The following is a 17836-nucleotide window of genomic DNA, read 5'->3' as shown; positions in this document are numbered from 1 at the left end:
CCTGCCTGCGGTGGGCGGAACCCCACCCTGGTATCCCTCGGTGGGCGGCCCCACCCTGTTGTTCCGTGCCGTCCGGCCGGTCGTCCGCCGGACCGGCTCCGACCGGCGGTATCCGGTCGCCCGTCCCGACGTGGCACAGCTTACGTACCCCCGCCCCGGTGCGCTCATAGGCCGCGCCCTCTCGGGACGATCGATTGTCAGTGCCCGGTGGGACAATTGACCAGAGGTCAGGGAGTGCGCGCACCGGCTCCCCGGGCCCGCGCGAGAACTCAACGGACCGTCACCGGAGGGGGATTGGATCAGTGAAAGGTGATCGCGTGGAGATCGTCGTGGACGCGGGCGACAGCACGCGTACGTACGAAGTCGTGGCAAGCCGGGCAGGGCGGCGGGTGGAGACGGCCGTTCGCAGAGGGGTGGTCGAAGTGAGCGAAGTCACCCGGAGCGGGGCGGTGGTGCGGACGGCCCGCTTTATGGCCAATCGCGTGCTCGCGCTGGTGGAGCAGCCCGTGCCCAGGGACGAGGCCGGAGAGCGCCCCCTCAGGGAAACCCCTCACTCCTGAGGAGGCTTCTCCACCCTGGGGAGTACGTCGAAGGGCCTCGGCTCATCCTCTCGGAGGCCCGGTAATCGGTACGCGGGCATGACGTTCGGCCTGCACCGGAAACCTAATGTTGAGGTCAAGCGGCGGGTGCAGTACTCGTCCCCCGAGGTCGGACACCCGCCGCTGCTGACTACGACAGGAGAGGGACCATGGCGGACACCGTGACGCGGACCATGACCCGGACACGGGAGAGCCGGACGGCCGTCGCCTTCGGCAGCCGGCCGGCCGGTCGCCGCCACCCCCTGGTGGCCACGGCCATGGTCCTTCCCCTGGCGGCACTGCTGCTCTATGTCATCGGTGGCTGGGAAGCGGTAGTGACACAAGCGTCGTCCGTGGGCGTGATGCTGGGGCGCTGAGCGGCGCCCCGGGCCCGGAAGAGCGGTCCGGGTCGGGGACATCCGGCCATAACCCCGTGGGGACGGGGGTGCGGCGGACGGCAGTGGTGGCCGGTCAGCTGGGGAGCTGACCGGCCACCGCGTTTTCTTTTGTACGCGCCCGAGGCGTCCCGGACGGCCCGCCCGGCGCGTCACCGGCGCGTCGTAGGATCGCCCCCGCAGCCGTACCGCAGCCGTACCGCAGCCGTACCGCAGCCGTACCGCAGCCGTACCGCACCCGGGGGAGGGACCGTGGGCGCCACCGTCGCCCGTACCGCCGTCGCCGACGCGCTCGCCCGTCTCGCGCGCGACGCCGCGCACACCGGATACGGGGCAGCGGCGGACTCCGCGTGCCGGGGCTGTACGCACGGCCCCGAGGTCCTCGCGGACCGCCCCGACGGCATCGTCGTCCGCCACGGGGACACCGTCGCCAAGGCCCATGACGGGAACGCCGACCCGGTGGCGCTCCGCGCCCGGATCGCCGTCGCCGCCGATGCCCGGCTGGCCGGGATCCTGCTGCCCCCGCTCCCGCCCCCGCCGGAGGTACGGGAGGTACTCGGCCACCCGGTCAGCCTCTGGCCCCACGGTGTGCCCGTGGACCCGGCCGACCCGGACGCCGCGCCCTGGGAGGAGACCGCGACCCTGCTGGCCCGGCTGCACACCGTCCCGGCCGGGTCCCTGCCAGGACCGCCGCCCCCGGCCCGGGGCCCGGCGAAAGCGGCCCGCGCGGTCGCCCGGATGCGCCGGGACATCCGCCGTCCGGCCACCTGGGACGTGATCAGGGCCTGGCACCGGCTGCCCGACTGGGCCCGGGACGAGGCCCCGCCGCCCGCGCCCACCGGGCTCTGCCACGGCGACCTCCACCTCGGCCAGCTGGTCCGCGGCCCCGCGCCGGACGGCCCGTGGCTGCTGATCGACATCGACGACCTGGGCATCGGCGACCGGGCCTGGGACCTGGGCCGCCCCGCGGCCTGGTTCGCCGCCGGGCTGCTGGCGCCCGAGGTGTGGGAGCGTTTCATCGGCGCCTATGCGGCGGCCGGGGGGCCGGCCGCCGACCCGGCGGACCCATGGGCCCGGCTGGACGTCCCGGCCCGCGCGCTGACCGTGCAGACCGCGGCGCTCGCCCTGCTCAGGGCGGCCCGGGAGGAGCGGGAGCCGGACGAGACCGATACGGCCGTCCTCGACGCCTGTGCCCGAATCGCCCGGCTGTCACCGGAGTTGTAGCCCGCGATCCCTCGTCCGGGGCGGCCGGGCCGACGTAGGCTGCTGCCGCGGCCGGGTATCTCAACCGGGCCGCACGGTACGACAGCCGCATGGAACGACAGGCGAGGAGCAGCCCGACGATGCAGTGTCCCAAGTGCCACGCGATCATGCACACGTACAACCGCAGTGGTGTCCAGATCGAGCAGTGCAGCGGCTGCCGGGGGATATTCCTCGACTACGGCGAGCTGGAGTCGCTGACCCGGCTGGAGTCGCAGTGGACCCAGCAGCAGGCGCCCCCGCCGCCGCCCGGCCCGCCCGCCGCCTACCCGGCGGCCCACGCGCCCGCCTGGGGCGCCCCGCAGCACCACGGCGGCCATCACGGCGGTCACCACGGCCACCACGGCAACCGCAAGGGCTTCGGCCGGATGCTCTTCTCCTCCTGACCGGCCCGAGCCGACCCGGCCGGTGGCCCGACGGACCCATGGGTCCGTCGGATACGCGGAAGCCCCCGGTCACCGAGAGGTGACCGGGGGCTTCGTCAGTGTGCGCGATACTGGGATTGAACCAGTGACCTCTTCCGTGTCAGGGAAGCGCTCTCCCGCTGAGCTAATCGCGCGGGAACCGACCACGGAATACATCCCGCGGAAGGCAGGCCGGGCAGTGTGCCCGCGTGCGCGATACTGGGATTGAACCAGTGACCTCTTCCGTGTCAGGGAAGCGCTCTCCCGCTGAGCTAATCGCGCGGGGGATCCCGAAGGATCCTGTGGACGATACTGGGATTGAACCAGTGACCTCTTCCGTGTCAGGGAAGCGCTCTCCCGCTGAGCTAATCGTCCTTGGAGGTGGAGACGGGATTTGAACCCGTGTAGACGGCTTTGCAGGCCGTTGCCTCGCCTCTCGGCCACTCCACCCGGAGTGCGGGGGCTCTGGAAGATCCCCCAACATCGAGCGGACGACGAGATTCGAACTCGCGACCCTCACCTTGGCAAGGTGATGCTCTACCAACTGAGCCACGTCCGCTTGTCGTTTCCGGCCCGCTTCCGCGTCCCGGCGACGTGGTGAACTCTAGCGGATTCCGGGGCCAGCACAAAAACGCGTTTCCGCAGCGTGCTGACGTGTGCGCGTCCCGCAGTCGTCCGGGGGCGGCTCCGGTACGCCGCCGGGGCGCGCCCCGGCGCGGGGGCACGGGCCCCTCGTCCGGCCGTCCGGGACCCATCCGCCCCGGTCATAGACTCGACAACGTGCACCACCACCCTCCGCTGGCCCGATTCGGGCATCTGATCGCCACCGGTCTGCGGGACGTCACCCATGACCCCGAGGCCCTCGACTCCACGGGCTTCTGGGCCGTCGCCGCCGACTTCGAGGGCCGGATCACCTGCGCCCGCTTCGCCGATGTCCGTACCGAACCGGTGCCCGCGCCCGTGCCCGGCCGCTGGCACGGACCGGACCCCGCGGACTGGACCTCGTCCCTCGACCGCGCCGCCTACACCGCGGGGGTGTCCCGGATCCGGGAGTACATCGCGGCGGGCGAGGTCTATCAGGCCAATCTCTGCCGGGTGCTCTCCGCGCCGCTGCCGGAGCGGGACGGGCCCGCCGACGTCGACGCGCTGACGGCACTGCTCGCCCGCGGCAACCCGGCCCCCTATGCCGGAACGATTCGGCTGCCCGGTCACGGGGTGGAGATCGCCACCGCGTCGCCCGAGCTGTATCTGCGGCGCTCCGGCGCCACGGTCGAGTCCGGGCCGATCAAGGGCACCGGCCGGACGGCGGCCGACCTGCTGGAGAAGGACCACGCCGAGAATGTGATGATCGTCGACCTGGTCCGCAACGATCTGGGCCGGGTCTGCGCCACCGGCTCGGTCACGGTGCCCGAGCTGTGCGCCGTCGAGCCCCACCCCGGACTGGTCCATCTGGTGTCGACCGTCCGCGGCGAGCTGGCGGCCGGACGGGGCTGGCGGCAGCTGATCGGGGCCACCTTCCCGCCCGGCTCCGTCACCGGCGCGCCCAAGTCCAGCGCCCTGAGGATCATCGAGGCGCTGGAGACCGCGCCCCGCGGCCCGTACTGCGGCGGGATCGGCTGGGTCGACGCCGACCGCGGCCGGGCCGAGCTGGCCGTGGGCATACGCACCTTCTGGATCGACCGCGCCGACCCGGCCCGCCCCCTGCTGCGGTTCGGCACCGGCGCCGGGATCACCTGGGGCTCCGACCCGGAACGCGAATGGGCGGAGACCGAGCTGAAGGCCCGCAGACTGCTCGCGATAGCGTCGGGCACCGATGGTGCGGCATCCCCGGCCGAGCGTCCCGCGAACCCGGCGCCGGCCGCCCTGAACGCGGAAGGACGCTCGTGATGAAGCTGTGGGTGGACGGTGGTCTGAAGGACGCCGATGAGGCCCGGGTATCCGTACTCGACCACGGACTGACCGTCGGCGACGGGGTCTTCGAGACGGCCAAGGCCGAACACGGGCGGGCCTTCGCCCTCACCCTCCACCTCGAACGGCTCACCCGTTCCGCCCGCGGCCTGGGCCTGCCCGACCCCGACCACGACGAGATCCGGCATGCCTGCGCCGCCGTCCTGGAAGCCGCTCCCGTCCCCCTGGGCCGACTGCGCATCACCTATACCGGCGGGATCTCCCCACTCGGCTCCGACCGGGGCACCGCGGGCCCGACCCTGGTCGTCGCGCTCGGCGCCGTATCGCCCCGCCCCGACACCACCGCCGCGATCACCGTCCCCTGGGTGCGCAACGAGCGCGGCGCCCTCACCGGCCTGAAGACCACCTCGTACGCCGAGAACGTCGTCGCCCTCGCCCGTGCGACCGAGCGGGGCGCGACCGAGGCGGTCTTCGCCAATACGGTGGGGCAGTTGTGCGAGGGCACCGGGTCCAATGTCTTCGTCGTCGTCGACGGCGAGCTGCTCACCCCGCCGGTCTCCTCCGGCGCGCTCGCGGGCATCACCCGCGCGCTGACGGTCGAGTGGACCGGCGCGGTCGAGACCGATCTGCCGTACGACGTCCTGGAGCGGGCCGACGAGATCTTCCTGACCTCCAGCCTCCGCGACGTCCAGGCGGTCCACCGGATCGACGGACGCGCACTGGACGGTACGCCGGGCCCGGTCACCGCCAAGGCGATGCGGATCTTCGAGGAGCGCGCGGCGGCCGACCCCGATCCCCGCATCTCCTGACGGAACGCCCCCGTCCCGGGTGCGGGACCGGGCCCGGGATGGGTAGGACACCCCGGTGACGACCACCCTGCGGCCGACCGGGCCGACACGGAACGAGACCGGCGGCGCCCGCGCGCGCGACTACGACATCTGTGTCAACGGGCGCCGCGTCGGCGGTGTCGAGATCGCGACCCTGCCGTCGGCGGGAGCCGGGACCGGAACGCTCCGGGCGCTCGGTGTGGACGAGGCCGACCGGCGGCGCGGCCGGGGAACCGTCGCGGCGCTCGCCGCCGAGGAGGTGCTGCGGGGCTGGGGCTGCGACACGGTCCTGGTGTCCGTACCGTCCGGAGCGGCGGCCGCGATCCGGCTGGTCACGGCGCTCGGCTATACCGAAAACGGGCCGGGGACGGGGATCGAGCCGGGGCCGGAGACCGGGCCGGAGCCGGGAACCGGGCCGCCGGGCGGCCCCGGCTCCCGGGAGCCCGCCGCCGTCGTCTGGACCAAGCGCCTGCTGTGAGCCGCCCGCTCCGCCCCCTCGGCGCGACCGGTCGCGGTCACCCGGCGAGCAGCCGGTCGGCGATCTCCTCGATCCGGGCCCGCAGCCCCTCCTGGCTCTTCCCGCCGTCCAGCCGCACGCCCCCGACCACATAGGTCGGGGTGCCGGTGACCCCGAGCGCCTTGCCCTCGGCATGGTCGGCGTCGACGGCGAGGATATGGCGGCCGTCGATCAGGGCCGTATCGAACTCGTCGGCGTCGAGGCCCAGGTCGCGGGCGGTCTGTACGAGGAACTCCTCCCCGCGGTCGGTCAGTTCGGTCACATGGCCGAGCACGGCCTCGGCATAGGCCCGTCCCCGGCCCTGCTCCGCCGCCTCCTCGGCGGCCTGGGCGGCGGCGAAGGCGTACTTGTGCTTCTCCAGCGGGAAGTGGCGCAGCCGTACCTCCAGCCGGTCGCCGTACCGCTCCTCCAGGGCCCGCAGATCGGCGAGGGCGGTCAGACAGTCGGGGCACTGGAGCTCGCACCAGAAGTCCAGCACCACGGGCGTGGCGGACGGCGCGGGAACGGAGGAGGGAGTCGAGTCGTTCATACGGTGAGTCTCCCAGCCCGGCGATCCGTCCCGGGCCGGGGCCGCGACCTGGGGACGATCCGGTCCCGGAGATCCCCCTGAGTCCGGCCCGTCCCCGTGGCCCCCGCCGGCCCCGACGGTGCAGGATGGAAGGGACACAACCGTACGTGCGCCTCGAATCGCCGAAACGCCGTAGGTCGGGTCAGCAGTGACGCAGCAGTGCGAAGCAGGGTGGACGGGTGCCGTACCCGGCGCCGAACCGAGCAGGAGGACCGGATGATTGCCGAGACCATATGTTCCGCGGTGGCCGCGGCGGGCCTGGGCATCGCCGGGGTGACGGCGTACCGCAGGCGTTTCCTGACCGCCGCGCGGATCGCCGCGTACTCCCTGATCCCGCTCGGTCTGGTGCTCACCGGCGCCGTCGCGTGGGCCGTGGACACGGCGTTCAGCCCGACGGCGTGGATCGGCTTCGGTCTGCTCGGCGGAGCGTGGGCGATGTTCATGGGCATCCGTGGCGTGGAGCGGCGCAAGGGCCTGCCGGGCCGCAAGGAGCGCCGTGAGGCGAAGGCGGCGGCCAAGCGGGGCGCCGTGGCGCCCGCGGCGTCGGCACCGTCGCTCGGCGCCGGACGGACCAGGCCGGCCCAGCAGTCGAAGCCGGCCGGAGCCTCGGGCGGAAGCCGGAAGTCCGGTCAGGGCGCGGGGGAGGACTTCAGCGATATCGAGGCGATCCTCAAGAAGCACGGCATCTGAAGGCCCGCCGGGGCATCGTTTCTGTACCGGCCGGTCGGAACTTCTCACAGGGTGAGACGGTGGGGCGGGATGTGATGAACTCCCGCCCCGACTATGTGTGTTGAGTGATCAACGGGCCCCGGTCTGCGTCATCATCACCCCGAGATGCTCGATACCTCCCGGGGGACCCCCGCACCGACACCACCAGAGCCGCAGCAGCCGCCGGAGCCCCGAGGCTGTCTCTTCGCGCTCTCCCAGCCACCACTGATGATCTTCCTGACGGTGATCGGCGTGCTGTTGCTGATGGCCGCCGTCCACGATCTGTTCCTCTTGTGAACGTTTCCGTGGTGAGCGCGGGCGTGAGCGCCCGCTCAGCCCGCCGCCTCCTTGCGGCGGGCCCGGTAGGCCGCCACATGGAGCCGATTGCCGCAGGTACGGCTGTCGCAGTAGCGGCGGGAGCGATTGCGCGACAGATCGACGAAGGCCCGGCCGCAGTCCGGTGCCTCGCAGCGCCGCAGCCGCTCCTGCTCGCCCGCGACGACGATGAAGGCGAGCGCCATCCCGCCGTCCGCCGCCAGGTGGTCGGCGACCGACGCGCCCGGCGCGAAGTAGTGGACGTGCCAGTCGTAGCCGTCGTGGTCGGTCAGCTGGGGCGTGGTGCCCGCCTCGGCGACCAGGTCGTTCACCAGCTCCGCCGCGACGCGCCGCTCGGAGGCCGCGAAGATCTCCGCGAATTGGTCCCGGACCCGCCGGACGGCGAGCAGATCGCGACCGCCGAGACTTCCGACACCACTGATGGAGTGTGCCCGGACAAAGGTGTCGAGGGCCGGGATATCCGGCAGCCCCTCTTCGGTTCCGCCGTCGCCCTGGTCGTCCTGCGGCGCCGTGTTCACCAGGTCGACCACCATGTCGAGGGCGAATCTGGTGTCGTGAGGGATCAGCACGATGCACTCCATGGCCTACCGCGGGCCGGTGCCCGCCGAATTCCGCCGACTCTAGCGGTTCGCCCCCGAACACAAAGGTGCCGTCACCACGAGAACGTGATGACGGCACCTTGGTGAGCCGTATGAAAGGATCCGCGCGGCGCCGTCCCCCCGAGTAGGACGGCGCCGTGCGGTTCCCGGCCTGTCTCAGCTCTCGGCCAGGATGTGGGACAGTTCCGTGTCGAGATCGAAGTGGCGATGCTCGGTGCCCGGTGGCACCGCCGCGTCGGTCCGCTTGAGGAACGATTCCAGGGCCCGGGCCGGGGCCTCCAGCAGCGCTTCGCCCTCCGGGGAGCTCAGCGCGATGCAGACGACGCCCTGGCCGTGGCTGCGCGACGGCCAGACTCGGACGTCACCTGTGCCGGTGGGCCGGTGCAGCCCCTCGGCGAGCAGATCTCGGGCGAATACCCATTCGACCGTCTCCTCGGCTCCGGTGTGGAAAGTGGCGTGCACGGCATAGGGATCGGCCGTGTCGTACCGCAGGCCCGCGGGTACAGGCAGTGATGACTCGCTCGACACAACGAGGCGCAGGTGCAGCTCGCAGCTGACCGTGGTGTTCATAAGCGCCAGGGCCTTTCGCTCAGTGTGCGCTCGGGGATTCGCACGTCGGCGAAATCGACATGCCACCTACGGTGTCGTTGTAAACCCCTCTGACCGTTTTGTGATCCTTCATGTCGCTCGTACGGCCGTGCATTACTTTGCGTTATACGCCCATTCCGGTGAACAGGGGAGGTGATCCGGTACGTTTGAGTGCATGAAAACGGAGAGCGAGCGGGGGGAGAACCTGGTGACTCAGGACTCGGCTTCCGTGACGGGGGCGGCGGCGGGGGCCGCCGACAACGCGCCCGGTACGGGGACGGACGCGGAGGGAAAGCCCGAGCCGGTGCTCGGGTCGAAGGCGCCCGCCTTCATCAAACGGTCGAAGGCGCTGCATCTGAGCTGGCAGGTCGGGGTATTCCTGGTCGGCCTCGCGGTCGTCGGCGCCGGCGTCGCCATGCTGGTGCTGCCCGGCCCCGGCTGGGTGGTGATCTTCGGTGGAATGGCGATCTGGGCCACCGAGTTCGTCTGGGCCCAGCTGGTGCTCCGCTGGACCAAGCGCAAGGTGAGCGAGGCGGCACAGCGCGCGCTCGATCCCCGGGTGCGGCGGCGGAACATCATCCTCACCACGATCGGTGTGGTCATCTGTGCCGTACTGGCCGGGGTGTATCTGTGGAAGTTCGGCATCGTGATGCCGTGGAAGATCGACGAGTGACGCCCTCGGGCGAATGAGGCCCATGGGGGTACGAGGCCGCGCGGCCGCCGGGTGACTTCCGGGCGGCCGAGTGGTCGGTAGGCCCGCTGACATGGGGTAATGTTGGCGGCGCGTTCCCGGGCGATTAGCTCAGCGGGAGAGCGCTTCGTTCACACCGAAGAGGTCACTGGTTCGATCCCAGTATCGCCCACATCACCGGCCGGGGTCGGTCCGCGACAGTTCGCGGACCGGCCCCGGCCGTCGTCGTACGCCGGGCACGGCATCAGCTCATGCGGTGGACCGTGTCGCGCAGCCGGCGGGCGTCGCGCAGGCGTTGTTCGTAGGTGGCGCCCGTGACCAGGAGCAGCAGGCCCGCGAGGGCCGGCGGCAGCCAGCGGGGGAGGGCGCCCACCGCCTGCACCACATACGGCGCCAGCTCGTGCAGCGCGATCAGGGCCAGCACCGCGGCGCCGAGGACCAGCGGCGCCTGGAGGCGGCCGCGGGCCCCGGCGAGGGTGATCGCGAGGGCCGCGAGACCCAGCAGCAGCGGGCGGGTCCAGCCGGGGTCGCCCCAGGCCGTGGCGAGGCTCGGCAGCAGGGTCGCGGCGAGTCCGGCGCCGTACGCCGTCCAGGACGAGGTCTCCGGCGCGCGGCGCCGCAGCAGGAAGCCGACCGCGACGGCCGGGACGGAGACCGGCAGGGTGTACGCCTCCGGGACCGTCACCTCCCAGGCCGCCAGCCGTACCCAGGTCGCCAGGACGAACAGCGCGGCGGCGGTCGCCCCGGCGGTACGGCGCCGTTCCGGGCGCAGCGCCGAGGCCGCCGCCAGGACCCCGGCGAGACCGAGCACCGCCGAGGTCATCGGGAGGTCGCCCGCGGCCAGCAGGACCGCCACGGCCGTCACCAGCGCCGCCGTCGCCTCCATCGCGGCGGCCGGTACCTCGGGACGCCGGGCGGCGACCGCGCACAGCACGGCGGGTACGGCCATCAGCAGCAGCCCCGACCACGGCGCCGACAGCTCCGCCGCCCGCGCGCCGGCCAGCAGCAGCCAGCCGCCGAACAGGGCGGCGGCGACCGCGAGCACGGTCCGTACGGCCGTCCCCGCCCGGGTCCGTACGGCACCCGCCACCAGGGCCGCCACCAGCGTGCCCAGCACGGTGAACGTCGCGGGCCGGGTGGCCGCCGCGAGCCCGCCGACGGCCACCGCGCCCAGTAGTCCGCAGCCCAGCGCCACCGGACCCGTCAACGGCGCCCGTCCGCTCGCGCCCAGCGCCAGCGCCCCCAGGGTGAGCAGCAGCCCGTATCCGACGGCGGCGGTGTACGTCATGGGCACGGCCGCCGGGACCGTGGCCAGGGCCGCCCACAGCAGCCCGGCGGCGGCCCGCCGGGCCATGGGCCGCGGGTCGGGCCCCGCCTTGTCGCCGGCCGGCTCCGCCGGAGCGCCGGTGAGGCGTACGTATCCGGCGAGCGCCCCGGCCACCAGCAGCAGGGTCACGGGCGCCGCCGAGAAGGACTCCGGGAGCAGCTCCGCGCCCGTCCCCCCGATGCCGGCGGCCACACTCTCCGGCGCGCCCCGCCACAGGCCCGGCAGGGTCGTCACCGGGCCCGCCAGCGCCGCCGCCGTCAGCGGCAGCGTCGGCAGCAGTGCCGTCCCCAGGACCCCCGCCGCCGCGCCGCGCAGACCCCGTGCCAGGTCCCGGGGGAGCCGGGCGGGGACGGCGGCGAGCAGGACCGCCGCGGTCAGCGTGTACGCGGTCACCGCCCAGCCGTCCGGCAGCAGTTCCCGTACCGGGCCGCCCGCGGCCGCCGTCAGGGCGAGCCCGGCGGCGGCCGCGCACGGCGCCGCGGCCCGGTTCCCCGGCCGGGCCGCGTACAGTGCCACCGCCGCCAGCGCCGTCAGATGCGCCGCCGGGCCGAGCGCGGCGGCGGGGGAGTCCGCCTGGGCGGACGCGGTCAGTCCGAGGGCCGCCGACCAGGCGCCCGTGACCGTCGCGAAGGAGACCGCGAGCCGCCGTACGACGGGGTGGGACACGCGCACGGCGATCGCGGCGTCGAACGCGGCGGTCACCGTCAGCGCCGCCTCGAGACCGGTGCCCGCGGCGTGCGCCCACAGCACCAGGGGCAGTTGGGCCGCCGTCACCGCGGCGGGCAGCGGCAGGGCGAGGCCCGGCAGCAGCCTGCCGTACGCCGCCCACGCCGCCGCCAGCACGGCGGCGGCCACGGCCGTGTACGCGAGGGTGTCCCCGCCGCCGAAGCCGATCCGCCGCAGGGCGTAGACGTCGAGCACGGTCAGCACCAGACCGACACCGGCCACCGCCTCCGCCGTGGACGTCAGCCCCCGGCGCGACAGGACGACCGGAGCGGCCAGCGCGCCGGTCGTCACCGCGGCCAGGACGGCGCCCCGCCCGGCGATCCCCAACGCCCCCCAGCCGACGACGGTGAACGCGACGGCCGCGATGGCCAGCAGCACCCCGCCGAGGGCCAGCAGGACATCCCGGACACCGGGCCCGGACACATCGGCCGTCCGCCCCGGCGGCGGCTGCCACCCCGGGGCGGTGGCCGCCGCCCTGGCCCGGGGCTCGGCGGGCTCGGCGAGCCGGGACATCAGCCAGGCGCGTCGCCGCAGCAACTCCAGGCGGTGGGCTTCCAGCCGGGCCAGCTCCCGGTCGACGTACACCAGTTCGTCGGCGGGCGGTGGCGGTGGCGGAGTCGGGGACGGAGTCATGCTCCGGAGTGTGGCCGGAACCACTCCGCCGGACATGGGCGCGGATACTCACCCCGGCTGAGTACCGCGGCCCGCCCACCCCGGACCCCCGCCCCGCGCGATGCACGGGTACGCCCCCGGCCCGCCCGGGGGACCGGTACGGCCCCGCCCGCGCCGCGAGGCGGGGCGTCCACCCCCGGGCCGGGGTCGCGCGTCCCGTGCGTCCCGCGAGATCCGCGGGAGACGATCGGGCGATCGCGGCAGACTGGGGTCATGGACTGGTTCCGCTACCGCTTCCACTGCGTATGGGATCTCGACGCCCCGCCCGGCGCCGTCTTCACGGCCCTCGCCCGGCCCGCCGATTACCCCCGCTGGTGGCCCCAGGTGCGGGAGGTCACCGAACTCGGCGAGGACCGGGGGGCCGCCCGGTTCGGATCGGTGCTCCCGTACGAACTCGCCGTCACCGCCCGCGCGCTGCGCCGCGACCCGGAAGCGGGCGTGCTCCAGGTCGCGCTCCACGGCGATCTGGAGGGCTGGGCCCGCTGGACCGTCGCCCCGCGCGGCACCGGCACCCGGGCCGTGTACGACCAGGAGGTGGAGATCCTGCGGCCCCTGATGCGGCGGCTCGCCGTGCCCTGCCGCCCGCTGTTCCGGGCCAACCACGCCGTCATGATGCGCTCGGGCCGCCGCGGTCTCGGCCGCTACCTGGGAAGCGGACATCGGATTTGAAGGCGGCCGTTCGTTGCCTGTATCGTTCGGTGCGTTCCCGGGCGATTAGCTCAGTGGGAGAGCGCTTCGTTCACACCGAAGAGGTCACTGGTTCGAACCCAGTATCGCCCACCGGGAGAAAGCCGGTCCGTCGTCACGACGGACCGGCTTTTCGTTGCGGGACCGGCGCTCAGGCCGCCGCGGGCAGTTCGGGGCGGAGCGGCCACGCCGGATCCACCGCTTCCTCCGTCCCCGCCCGCGTGAACCAGTTCTGGAGCCCGCGCGCCTGCCCCGCATGCCACACGGCCTGCAGCGTGTGCAACTCGGCCGCCGACAGCCGCTCCAGCCGGGCCGCGAACCGCCGGCCCACCGCCCGGGTCACCTCCAGCGCCGCCGTCGCGTCCGCCGCGGCCTCGTGCGCCCCGTCCAGGACCACCCCGTACTGCCCGCAGAGATCCGGGAGCGTCCGGCGGCCCTTGCGGTAGCGGTCCAGCTGCTTGTCCAGCACCAGCGGGTCGAGCACGCACAAGGGGACGTTCTCCAGCGCCCGGGAGAGCGACGAGGCGCGGTGGCGGCGCAGTTCGCGGTCGAGCAGCGTCAGATCGAACGGCGCGTTCATCACCACCAGCGGCCGGGCCGCCGCGCACTGCCGGGCCAGCGCCCGCGCGATCTCCTCCATCACCGGCGCCGGCCAGCGGCCGTGCCGACGTACATGATCGTCGGTCAGTCCGTGGACCGCGGTCGCGCCCGGCGGTATCGGCAGCCCCGGATCGATCAGCCAGCGGGTCACCCGGGGGATCGTCCCGGCCGCCGTCTGCACCACCAGGGCCGCGGAGACGATCCGGTCCCGTTCGACGTCGATCCCCGTCGTCTCCGTGTCCAACGCGGCCAGCGGACCCTCGAACCAGCACGTCATGCCGAACTCCTCGCACCCGTACGGCAGATGGAGCTTCCTCCGTCGCATCGGTGATACCCGGCCCGTCCGCCGCGTACGCGGGACGGTCACCACACTCACCCCGCACATGACGGGCCCGGCACCTGACAGCCCGCCAGGAACACCGGCACATCGGACGGATCATCCCGGAAGGCCGAGGACCATGGCGTCCCCGCCCTCTCTTCAGCGCCCGGGAGCACCGCGGGGCGACTCCCGTACCCATGGACCGCGGCGCCCCGGGGCGCGCTCGCCGTCACCGCGTGCGGGGAAACGCTTCGGATCGGCTGTCCGCACGCCGTCGCCGCCGCCGCGGTCCGCGGCTGCGAGGGCGCCACCGTCCAGCTCGCCCGGTCCCCCGTCGCCGGGGCGCCCGCCGGGAGCCGTCCGGGCCGGTACGGGGCACGGGGACGGTCGTCAGGCTGCGGCGCGCGGGCCCGCACGGTCCGGGCACGGTACGGTTCCGGGTGCTCGCCGGGGCGGATGTGCCGCAGGTCGGGACCCGGGGGAGTGACCGGCGCCGGGGCCGTCGGGCGACCGTTTCGCGGCCGGGGCCCCGGTCTCGGTACGATTCAGGGGCGCCCGGTTTTCGTGGGCGCGACCCCTTCAGCAGTCAGGAGAGACCGGTGTCAGACGTCCGTGTGACCGTCCAACGCGATTCCGAGCGGGAAGAGCGCGTGGTGACCACGGGTACGACGGCCGCCGACCTCTTCACCGGTGAGCGTTCCGTGATCGCCGCCCGCGTCGGCGGCGAGCTCAAGGACCTGGCGTACCAGCTCGTGGACGGCGAGACCGTCGAGCCGGTGGAGATCTCCTCGCCGGACGGCCTCGACATCCTCCGCCACTCCACCGCCCATGTCATGGCCCAGGCCGTGCAGGAGCTGTTCCCGGAGGCCAAGCTCGGTATCGGCCCGCCGGTCAAGGACGGTTTCTACTACGACTTCGACGTCGAGAAGCCGTTCACGCCCGAGGACCTCAAGGCCGTCGAGAAGAAGATGCAGGAGATCCAGAAGCGCGGCCAGCGCTTCGCCCGCCGGGTGGTGAGCGACGAGGCCGCCCGTGAGGAGCTGGCCGGGGAGCCGTACAAGCTGGAGCTGATCGGCCTGAAGGGCTCCGCGTCCAGCGACGACGGCGCGGACGTCGAGGTCGGCGCCGGTGAGCTGACGATCTACGACAACCTCGACGCCAAGACCGGCGAGCTCTGCTGGAAGGACCTCTGCCGGGGTCCCCACCTGCCCAGCACCCGCGCCATCCCGGCGTTCAAGCTGATGCGCAACGCCGCCGCCTACTGGCGGGGCAGCGAGAAGAACCCGATGCTCCAGCGCATCTACGGCACCGCCTGGCCGTCGAAGGACGAGCTCAAGGCCCATCTGGACTTCCTCGCCGAGGCCGAGAAGCGCGACCACCGCCGGCTGGGCACCGAGCTGGACCTGTTCTCCGTCCCCGACGAGATCGGCTCCGGCCTCGCCGTCTTCCACCCGCGCGGTGGCATCGTCCGCCGGGTCATGGAGGACTACTCCCGCAAGCGGCACGAGGAGGAGGGGTACGAGTTCGTCTACACCCCGCACGCCACCAAGGGCGCCCTCTTCGAGAAGAGCGGCCACCTCGACTGGTACGCCGAGGGCATGTACCCCCCCATGCAGCTCGACGGGGGTACGGACTACTACCTCAAGCCCATGAACTGCCCGATGCACAACCTGATCTTCGACGCGCGGGGCCGCTCGTACCGCGAACTGCCCCTGCGGCTGTTCGAGTTCGGCACGGTCTACCGCCACGAGAAGTCGGGCGTCGTCCACGGTCTGACCCGGGCCCGCGGCTTCACCCAGGACGACGCGCACATCTACTGCACCCGTGAGCAGATGGCCGAGGAGCTGGACCGCACCCTCACCTTCGTCCTCGATCTGCTGCGCGACTACGGTCTGACCGACTTCTATCTGGAGCTGTCCACCAAGGACCCGGAGAAGTACGTCGGCTCGGACGAGGCCTGGGAGGAGGCCACCGAGGTCCTCCGCCAGGTCGCCGAGAAGCAGGGCCTGCCGCTCACCCCCGACCCGGGCGGCGCCGCCTTCTACGGCCCGAAGATCTCCGTACAGGCCCGGGACGCCATCGGCCGCACCTGGCAGATGTCGACCGTCCAGCTCGACTTCAACCTGCCCGAGCGGTTCAACCTGGAGTACACCGCCCCCGACGGCTCCCGGCAGCGGCCCGTCATGATCCACCGGGCGCTGTTCGGCTCCATCGAGCGGTTCTTCGCGGTCCTGCTGGAGCACTACGCGGGCGCCATGCCGCCGTGGCTGGCCCCGGTCCAGGCCGTCGGCATCCCCATCGGCGACGCCCATGTCGACTATCTGCGGGGCTTCGCCGCCGACGCCAAGAAGCGCGGCCTGCGGGTCGAGGTCGACAGCTCGTCCGACCGGATGCAGAAGAAGATCAGGAACCACCAGAAGCTCAAGGTCCCGTTCATGATCATCGTCGGTGACGACGACATGAACGCCGGAACGGTCTCCTTCCGCTACCGCGACGGCTCCCAGGAGAACGGCGTCCCGCGCGAGCAGGCGCTGGAGAAGCTGGCCCAGGTCGTCGCGGACCGCGTCCAGGTCTGACCGGCCCGACCGGCCCGAACACCGTCCGACCACCGCCGCGCGGCGCCCCGCCCGCCGGTGGCCGGCGGCCCGCTCAGCCGAGGCCCCCGGGGGATTCCCCCGGGGGTTTCTCGTCCTCGTCGAGCCGGAAGCTCTGGATCAGCCACGACGAGAACGAGCCCGTCACCGCGCCCAGCAGCGCCAGCCCTCCGGCCATCATGAACGCGGCGATCGTCCGGCCCTTCGGGGTCACCGGGGTCACATCCCCGTACCCCACCGTGGTCAGGGTGGAGCAGGCCCACCACACCGCGTCCCCGAACGTCCTGATCGTCGCCCCCGGCGCGCCGCGCTCCGCCGCGTACACCGTGAGCGCGCCCGCGAAACCGAGCAGGGTCGCCGTCATGCTCGCGTACGCCATCACCCGGGCGTAGAGGGAGAGCCTGGCGTGCTCGTGGCGGTGCTGCACGGACTCGTAGATCTCCACGATCCGCAGCGGTCGCAGCAGCGGCAGCACCACCACGACCGCGTCCAGCAGATGCGTACGGACGAAGGACGGCCCCAGGCCGCTGATCCGCCAGCGGACCGCGTAGTCCGCCACGAACATCGCCCATGTCGTGTACGTGACCGCCAGCAGGACGTCCCGCCAGGCCTGCGACAGGTCGTCGTCGAGGATCCGGACCGCGTAGCAGCCCAGGAAGACCGTGGAGGCGAAGAAGAGGGGCACTTCGGTACGGCGGCGCCAGCGCCACATCCGCTCCTCCCGGCCCGTGGCAGGACCGGCGCGTTCGGCGGGCTCGGCGGGCTCGTGGCGGCCGGGGCTCGGGGCACTCACCCGACCAGCATCGCCGGACCGGCCGGGCCGCCCCCGGCGACACGCGGCGCACCGCCCACGCCATATGCTGCACAGCATGACGAACGAGCCGGAGCAGCAGATCGGGGTGGGGACGCCGGACGCGTTCCAGCGCTTGTGGACGCCGCACCGGATGGCGTACATCCAAGGCGAGAACAAGCCGACCGGGCCCGAGGCGGGCGACGGCTGTCCCTTCTGCGCCATCCCGGCCAAATCCGACGAGGACGGGCTGGTGATCGCCCGCGGTACCGCCGTGTACGCGGTCCTCAACCTCTACCCGTACAACGGCGGCCATCTCATGGTGGTGCCGTTCCGCCATGTCGCCGACTACACCGAGCTGGACGACGCGGAGACCGCGGAGCTGGCGCTCTTCACCAAGCGCGCGATGGCGGCGCTGCGGACCGCCTCCGGCGCCCACGGCTTCAATATCGGGATGAACCAGGGCACCGCCGCGGGGGCCGGGATCGCCGCCCATCTGCATCAGCACATCGTGCCGCGATGGGGCGGGGACACCAACTTCATGCCGGTCGTGGGGCATACGAAGGTCCTGCCGCAACTGCTCGCCGACACCCGGGCGATGCTGGCGGACGCCTGGCCGGCGTAGACCCGGCGGTGAACGGACGGGGGGGGGGGGGGGCCGGGGGCCCCCCCCCCCCCCCCCCCAGAGGCGCGGTCGGGCTCCCCACACGGGATCAAAAACACCACATGATGGGCCCGGGCG

19 protein-coding genes and 7 tRNA genes are annotated in these 17836 nt (G+C 73.1%); 15 read left to right on the top strand and 11 right to left on the bottom strand.

Features of this window, described 5'->3' with window-relative positions; genetic code table 11:
• The first annotated feature begins 302 nt into the window (after window positions 1–302).
• From ACFXG1_RS26470 to ACFXG1_RS26455, 4 genes are all read left to right on the top strand, one after another.
• Window positions 303–560: a hypothetical protein gene (locus ACFXG1_RS26470; RefSeq protein ID WP_384716800.1), complete on the top strand. Its 258-nt coding sequence runs from the start codon at window positions 303–305 to the stop codon at window positions 558–560.
• 188 nt (window positions 561–748) lie between these two features.
• Window positions 749–955 carry a hypothetical protein gene (locus tag ACFXG1_RS26465; protein ID WP_384744832.1) on the top strand — a complete coding sequence of 69 codons (207 nt, stop codon included), beginning with the start codon at window positions 749–751 and terminating at the stop codon, window positions 953–955.
• Window positions 956–1225: 270 nt separating this feature from the next.
• Complete coding sequence (locus ACFXG1_RS26460; protein WP_384722895.1) at window positions 1226–2197, top strand: phosphotransferase family protein; 972 nt, start codon at window positions 1226–1228, stop codon at window positions 2195–2197.
• Window positions 2198–2316: 119 nt separating this feature from the next.
• The gene (locus tag ACFXG1_RS26455) at window positions 2317–2619 is read left to right on the top strand and encodes a zf-TFIIB domain-containing protein (RefSeq protein WP_384744830.1); all 303 of its coding nucleotides are present in this window, start codon (window positions 2317–2319) and stop codon (window positions 2617–2619) included.
• 101 nt (window positions 2620–2720) lie between these two features.
• On the opposite strand, the gene ACFXG1_RS26450 is transcribed toward ACFXG1_RS26455, so the two are convergent.
• The 5 genes from ACFXG1_RS26450 to ACFXG1_RS26430 all read right to left on the bottom strand — a co-directional run bounded on the left by ACFXG1_RS26450 (window position 2721) and on the right by ACFXG1_RS26430 (window position 3196).
• Window positions 2721–2792: transfer RNA gene (locus ACFXG1_RS26450), tRNA-Val, on the bottom strand.
• A 55-nt stretch (window positions 2793–2847) separates the two neighbouring features.
• Window positions 2848–2919 (bottom strand) — tRNA-Val (locus tag ACFXG1_RS26445).
• Between the two features lie 21 nt (window positions 2920–2940).
• Window positions 2941–3012: transfer RNA gene (locus ACFXG1_RS26440), tRNA-Val, on the bottom strand.
• A gap of 1 nt (window position 3013) precedes the next feature.
• Window positions 3014–3087, bottom strand: a tRNA-Cys gene (locus ACFXG1_RS26435).
• A 36-nt stretch (window positions 3088–3123) separates the two neighbouring features.
• Window positions 3124–3196 (bottom strand) — tRNA-Gly (locus ACFXG1_RS26430).
• A gap of 221 nt (window positions 3197–3417) precedes the next feature.
• On the opposite strand from ACFXG1_RS26430, the gene ACFXG1_RS26425 reads away from it, so the two are divergent.
• Genes ACFXG1_RS26425 through ACFXG1_RS26415 form a run of 3 tightly spaced genes read left to right on the top strand, consistent with a single transcriptional unit; the run spans window position 3418 to window position 5850 of the window.
• Window positions 3418–4524 carry a chorismate-binding protein gene (locus ACFXG1_RS26425; protein WP_384717375.1) on the top strand — a complete coding sequence of 369 codons (1107 nt, stop codon included), beginning with the start codon at window positions 3418–3420 and terminating at the stop codon, window positions 4522–4524.
• Complete coding sequence (locus ACFXG1_RS26420; protein ID WP_384717378.1) at window positions 4524–5354, top strand: aminotransferase class IV; 831 nt, start codon at window positions 4524–4526, stop codon at window positions 5352–5354. The genes ACFXG1_RS26425 and ACFXG1_RS26420 overlap by 1 nt, the downstream gene beginning before the upstream one ends.
• Window positions 5355–5409: 55 nt before the next feature.
• A complete protein-coding gene (locus tag ACFXG1_RS26415) occupies window positions 5410–5850 on the top strand; it encodes a GNAT family N-acetyltransferase (RefSeq protein ID WP_384717381.1) in 441 nt (146 codons plus the stop codon).
• 37 nt (window positions 5851–5887) lie between these two features.
• Here the strand turns inward: ACFXG1_RS26415 and ACFXG1_RS26410 are convergent, their stop codons facing one another.
• Window positions 5888–6418 carry a DsbA family protein gene (locus ACFXG1_RS26410; RefSeq protein WP_384717384.1) on the bottom strand — a complete coding sequence of 177 codons (531 nt, stop codon included), beginning with the start codon at window positions 6416–6418 and terminating at the stop codon, window positions 5888–5890.
• Between the two features lie 255 nt (window positions 6419–6673).
• Between ACFXG1_RS26410 and ACFXG1_RS26405 the strand changes: the two genes are divergently transcribed.
• Together ACFXG1_RS26405 and ACFXG1_RS26400 are read left to right on the top strand one after the other, a co-directional pair.
• On the top strand, window positions 6674–7147 hold the full coding sequence (locus tag ACFXG1_RS26405) for a hypothetical protein (RefSeq protein ID WP_384717387.1): 474 nt from the start codon (window positions 6674–6676) through the stop codon (window positions 7145–7147).
• A 144-nt stretch (window positions 7148–7291) separates the two neighbouring features.
• On the top strand, window positions 7292–7462 hold the full coding sequence (locus ACFXG1_RS26400; RefSeq protein ID WP_384717390.1) for a hypothetical protein: 171 nt from the start codon (window positions 7292–7294) through the stop codon (window positions 7460–7462).
• 35 nt (window positions 7463–7497) lie between these two features.
• On the opposite strand, the gene ACFXG1_RS26395 is transcribed toward ACFXG1_RS26400, so the two are convergent.
• A complete protein-coding gene (locus tag ACFXG1_RS26395; protein WP_384717393.1) occupies window positions 7498–8070 on the bottom strand; it encodes a CGNR zinc finger domain-containing protein in 573 nt (190 codons plus the stop codon).
• Window positions 8071–8256: 186 nt separating this feature from the next.
• Window positions 8257–8670: an SsgA family sporulation/cell division regulator gene (locus ACFXG1_RS26390; RefSeq protein ID WP_003959770.1), complete on the bottom strand. Its 414-nt coding sequence runs from the start codon at window positions 8668–8670 to the stop codon at window positions 8257–8259.
• A gap of 193 nt (window positions 8671–8863) precedes the next feature.
• Here ACFXG1_RS26390 and ACFXG1_RS26385 point away from each other — a divergent pair, with 193 nt between their 5' ends.
• Both ACFXG1_RS26385 and ACFXG1_RS26380 read left to right on the top strand, forming a co-directional pair.
• Window positions 8864–9361 (top strand): TIGR02611 family protein, encoded by a 498-nt coding sequence (locus ACFXG1_RS26385; protein ID WP_384717396.1) that lies wholly within the window; start codon window positions 8864–8866, stop codon window positions 9359–9361.
• A 118-nt stretch (window positions 9362–9479) separates the two neighbouring features.
• A tRNA-Val gene (locus tag ACFXG1_RS26380) sits at window positions 9480–9551 on the top strand.
• A gap of 72 nt (window positions 9552–9623) precedes the next feature.
• Here ACFXG1_RS26380 and ACFXG1_RS26375 read toward each other — a convergent pair.
• The gene (locus ACFXG1_RS26375) at window positions 9624–12065 is read right to left on the bottom strand and encodes an SCO7613 C-terminal domain-containing membrane protein (RefSeq protein WP_384744825.1); all 2442 of its coding nucleotides are present in this window, start codon (window positions 12063–12065) and stop codon (window positions 9624–9626) included.
• A 252-nt stretch (window positions 12066–12317) separates the two neighbouring features.
• On the opposite strand from ACFXG1_RS26375, the gene ACFXG1_RS26370 reads away from it, so the two are divergent.
• Both ACFXG1_RS26370 and ACFXG1_RS26365 read left to right on the top strand, forming a co-directional pair.
• Window positions 12318–12773, top strand: a complete 456-nt coding sequence (locus ACFXG1_RS26370; protein ID WP_384744823.1) for an SRPBCC family protein — start codon at window positions 12318–12320, stop codon at window positions 12771–12773.
• Between the two features lie 39 nt (window positions 12774–12812).
• Window positions 12813–12884 (top strand) — tRNA-Val (locus ACFXG1_RS26365).
• Window positions 12885–12942: 58 nt separating this feature from the next.
• Here ACFXG1_RS26365 and ACFXG1_RS26360 read toward each other — a convergent pair.
• Complete coding sequence (locus tag ACFXG1_RS26360; protein ID WP_384717436.1) at window positions 12943–13668, bottom strand: 3'-5' exonuclease; 726 nt, start codon at window positions 13666–13668, stop codon at window positions 12943–12945.
• 641 nt (window positions 13669–14309) lie between these two features.
• Between ACFXG1_RS26360 and thrS the strand changes: the two genes are divergently transcribed.
• Window positions 14310–16286, top strand: coding sequence for a threonine--tRNA ligase (gene thrS, locus ACFXG1_RS26355; protein WP_384717427.1), 1977 nt, complete (start codon window positions 14310–14312; stop codon window positions 16284–16286).
• A 73-nt stretch (window positions 16287–16359) separates the two neighbouring features.
• Here thrS and ACFXG1_RS26350 read toward each other — a convergent pair whose 3' ends face one another.
• Window positions 16360–17016, bottom strand: a complete 657-nt coding sequence (locus ACFXG1_RS26350; protein WP_384717439.1) for a potassium channel family protein — start codon at window positions 17014–17016, stop codon at window positions 16360–16362.
• Between the two features lie 145 nt (window positions 17017–17161).
• On the opposite strand from ACFXG1_RS26350, the gene ACFXG1_RS26345 reads away from it, so the two are divergent.
• Entirely contained in the window at window positions 17162–17719 is a 558-nt protein-coding gene (locus ACFXG1_RS26345) for an HIT family protein (RefSeq protein WP_384717430.1), read from the top strand.
• Window positions 17720–17836 lie beyond the last annotated feature (117 nt).

Origin of the sequence: Streptomyces sp. NPDC059248, assembly GCF_042753905.1 — a bacterium.
Lineage (GTDB): Bacteria > Actinomycetota > Actinomycetes > Streptomycetales > Streptomycetaceae > Streptomyces.
This window is presented reverse-complemented; position numbering and strand designations above follow the sequence as displayed.

Coding starts and splice junctions, on each gene's coding strand:
- ACFXG1_RS26465 (WP_384744832.1), top strand. CDS start 749: ATGGCGGACACCGTGACGCGGACCATGACCCGGACACGGGAGAGCCGG.
- ACFXG1_RS26455 (WP_384744830.1), top strand. CDS start 2,317: ATGCAGTGTCCCAAGTGCCACGCGATCATGCACACGTACAACCGCAGT.
- ACFXG1_RS26420 (WP_384717378.1), top strand. CDS start 4,524: ATGAAGCTGTGGGTGGACGGTGGTCTGAAGGACGCCGATGAGGCCCGG.
- ACFXG1_RS26410 (WP_384717384.1), bottom strand. CDS start 6,418: ATGAACGACTCGACTCCCTCCTCCGTTCCCGCGCCGTCCGCCACGCCC.
- ACFXG1_RS26405 (WP_384717387.1), top strand. CDS start 6,674: ATGATTGCCGAGACCATATGTTCCGCGGTGGCCGCGGCGGGCCTGGGC.
- ACFXG1_RS26400 (WP_384717390.1), top strand. CDS start 7,292: ATGCTCGATACCTCCCGGGGGACCCCCGCACCGACACCACCAGAGCCG.
- ACFXG1_RS26390 (WP_003959770.1), bottom strand. CDS start 8,670: ATGAACACCACGGTCAGCTGCGAGCTGCACCTGCGCCTCGTTGTGTCG.
- ACFXG1_RS26385 (WP_384717396.1), top strand. CDS start 8,864: ATGAAAACGGAGAGCGAGCGGGGGGAGAACCTGGTGACTCAGGACTCG.
- ACFXG1_RS26375 (WP_384744825.1), bottom strand. CDS start 12,065: ATGACTCCGTCCCCGACTCCGCCACCGCCACCGCCCGCCGACGAACTG.
- ACFXG1_RS26370 (WP_384744823.1), top strand. CDS start 12,318: ATGGACTGGTTCCGCTACCGCTTCCACTGCGTATGGGATCTCGACGCC.
- ACFXG1_RS26360 (WP_384717436.1), bottom strand. CDS start 13,668: ATGACGTGCTGGTTCGAGGGTCCGCTGGCCGCGTTGGACACGGAGACG.
- ACFXG1_RS26350 (WP_384717439.1), bottom strand. CDS start 17,016: ATGTGGCGCTGGCGCCGCCGTACCGAAGTGCCCCTCTTCTTCGCCTCC.
- ACFXG1_RS26345 (WP_384717430.1), top strand. CDS start 17,162: ATGCTGCACAGCATGACGAACGAGCCGGAGCAGCAGATCGGGGTGGGG.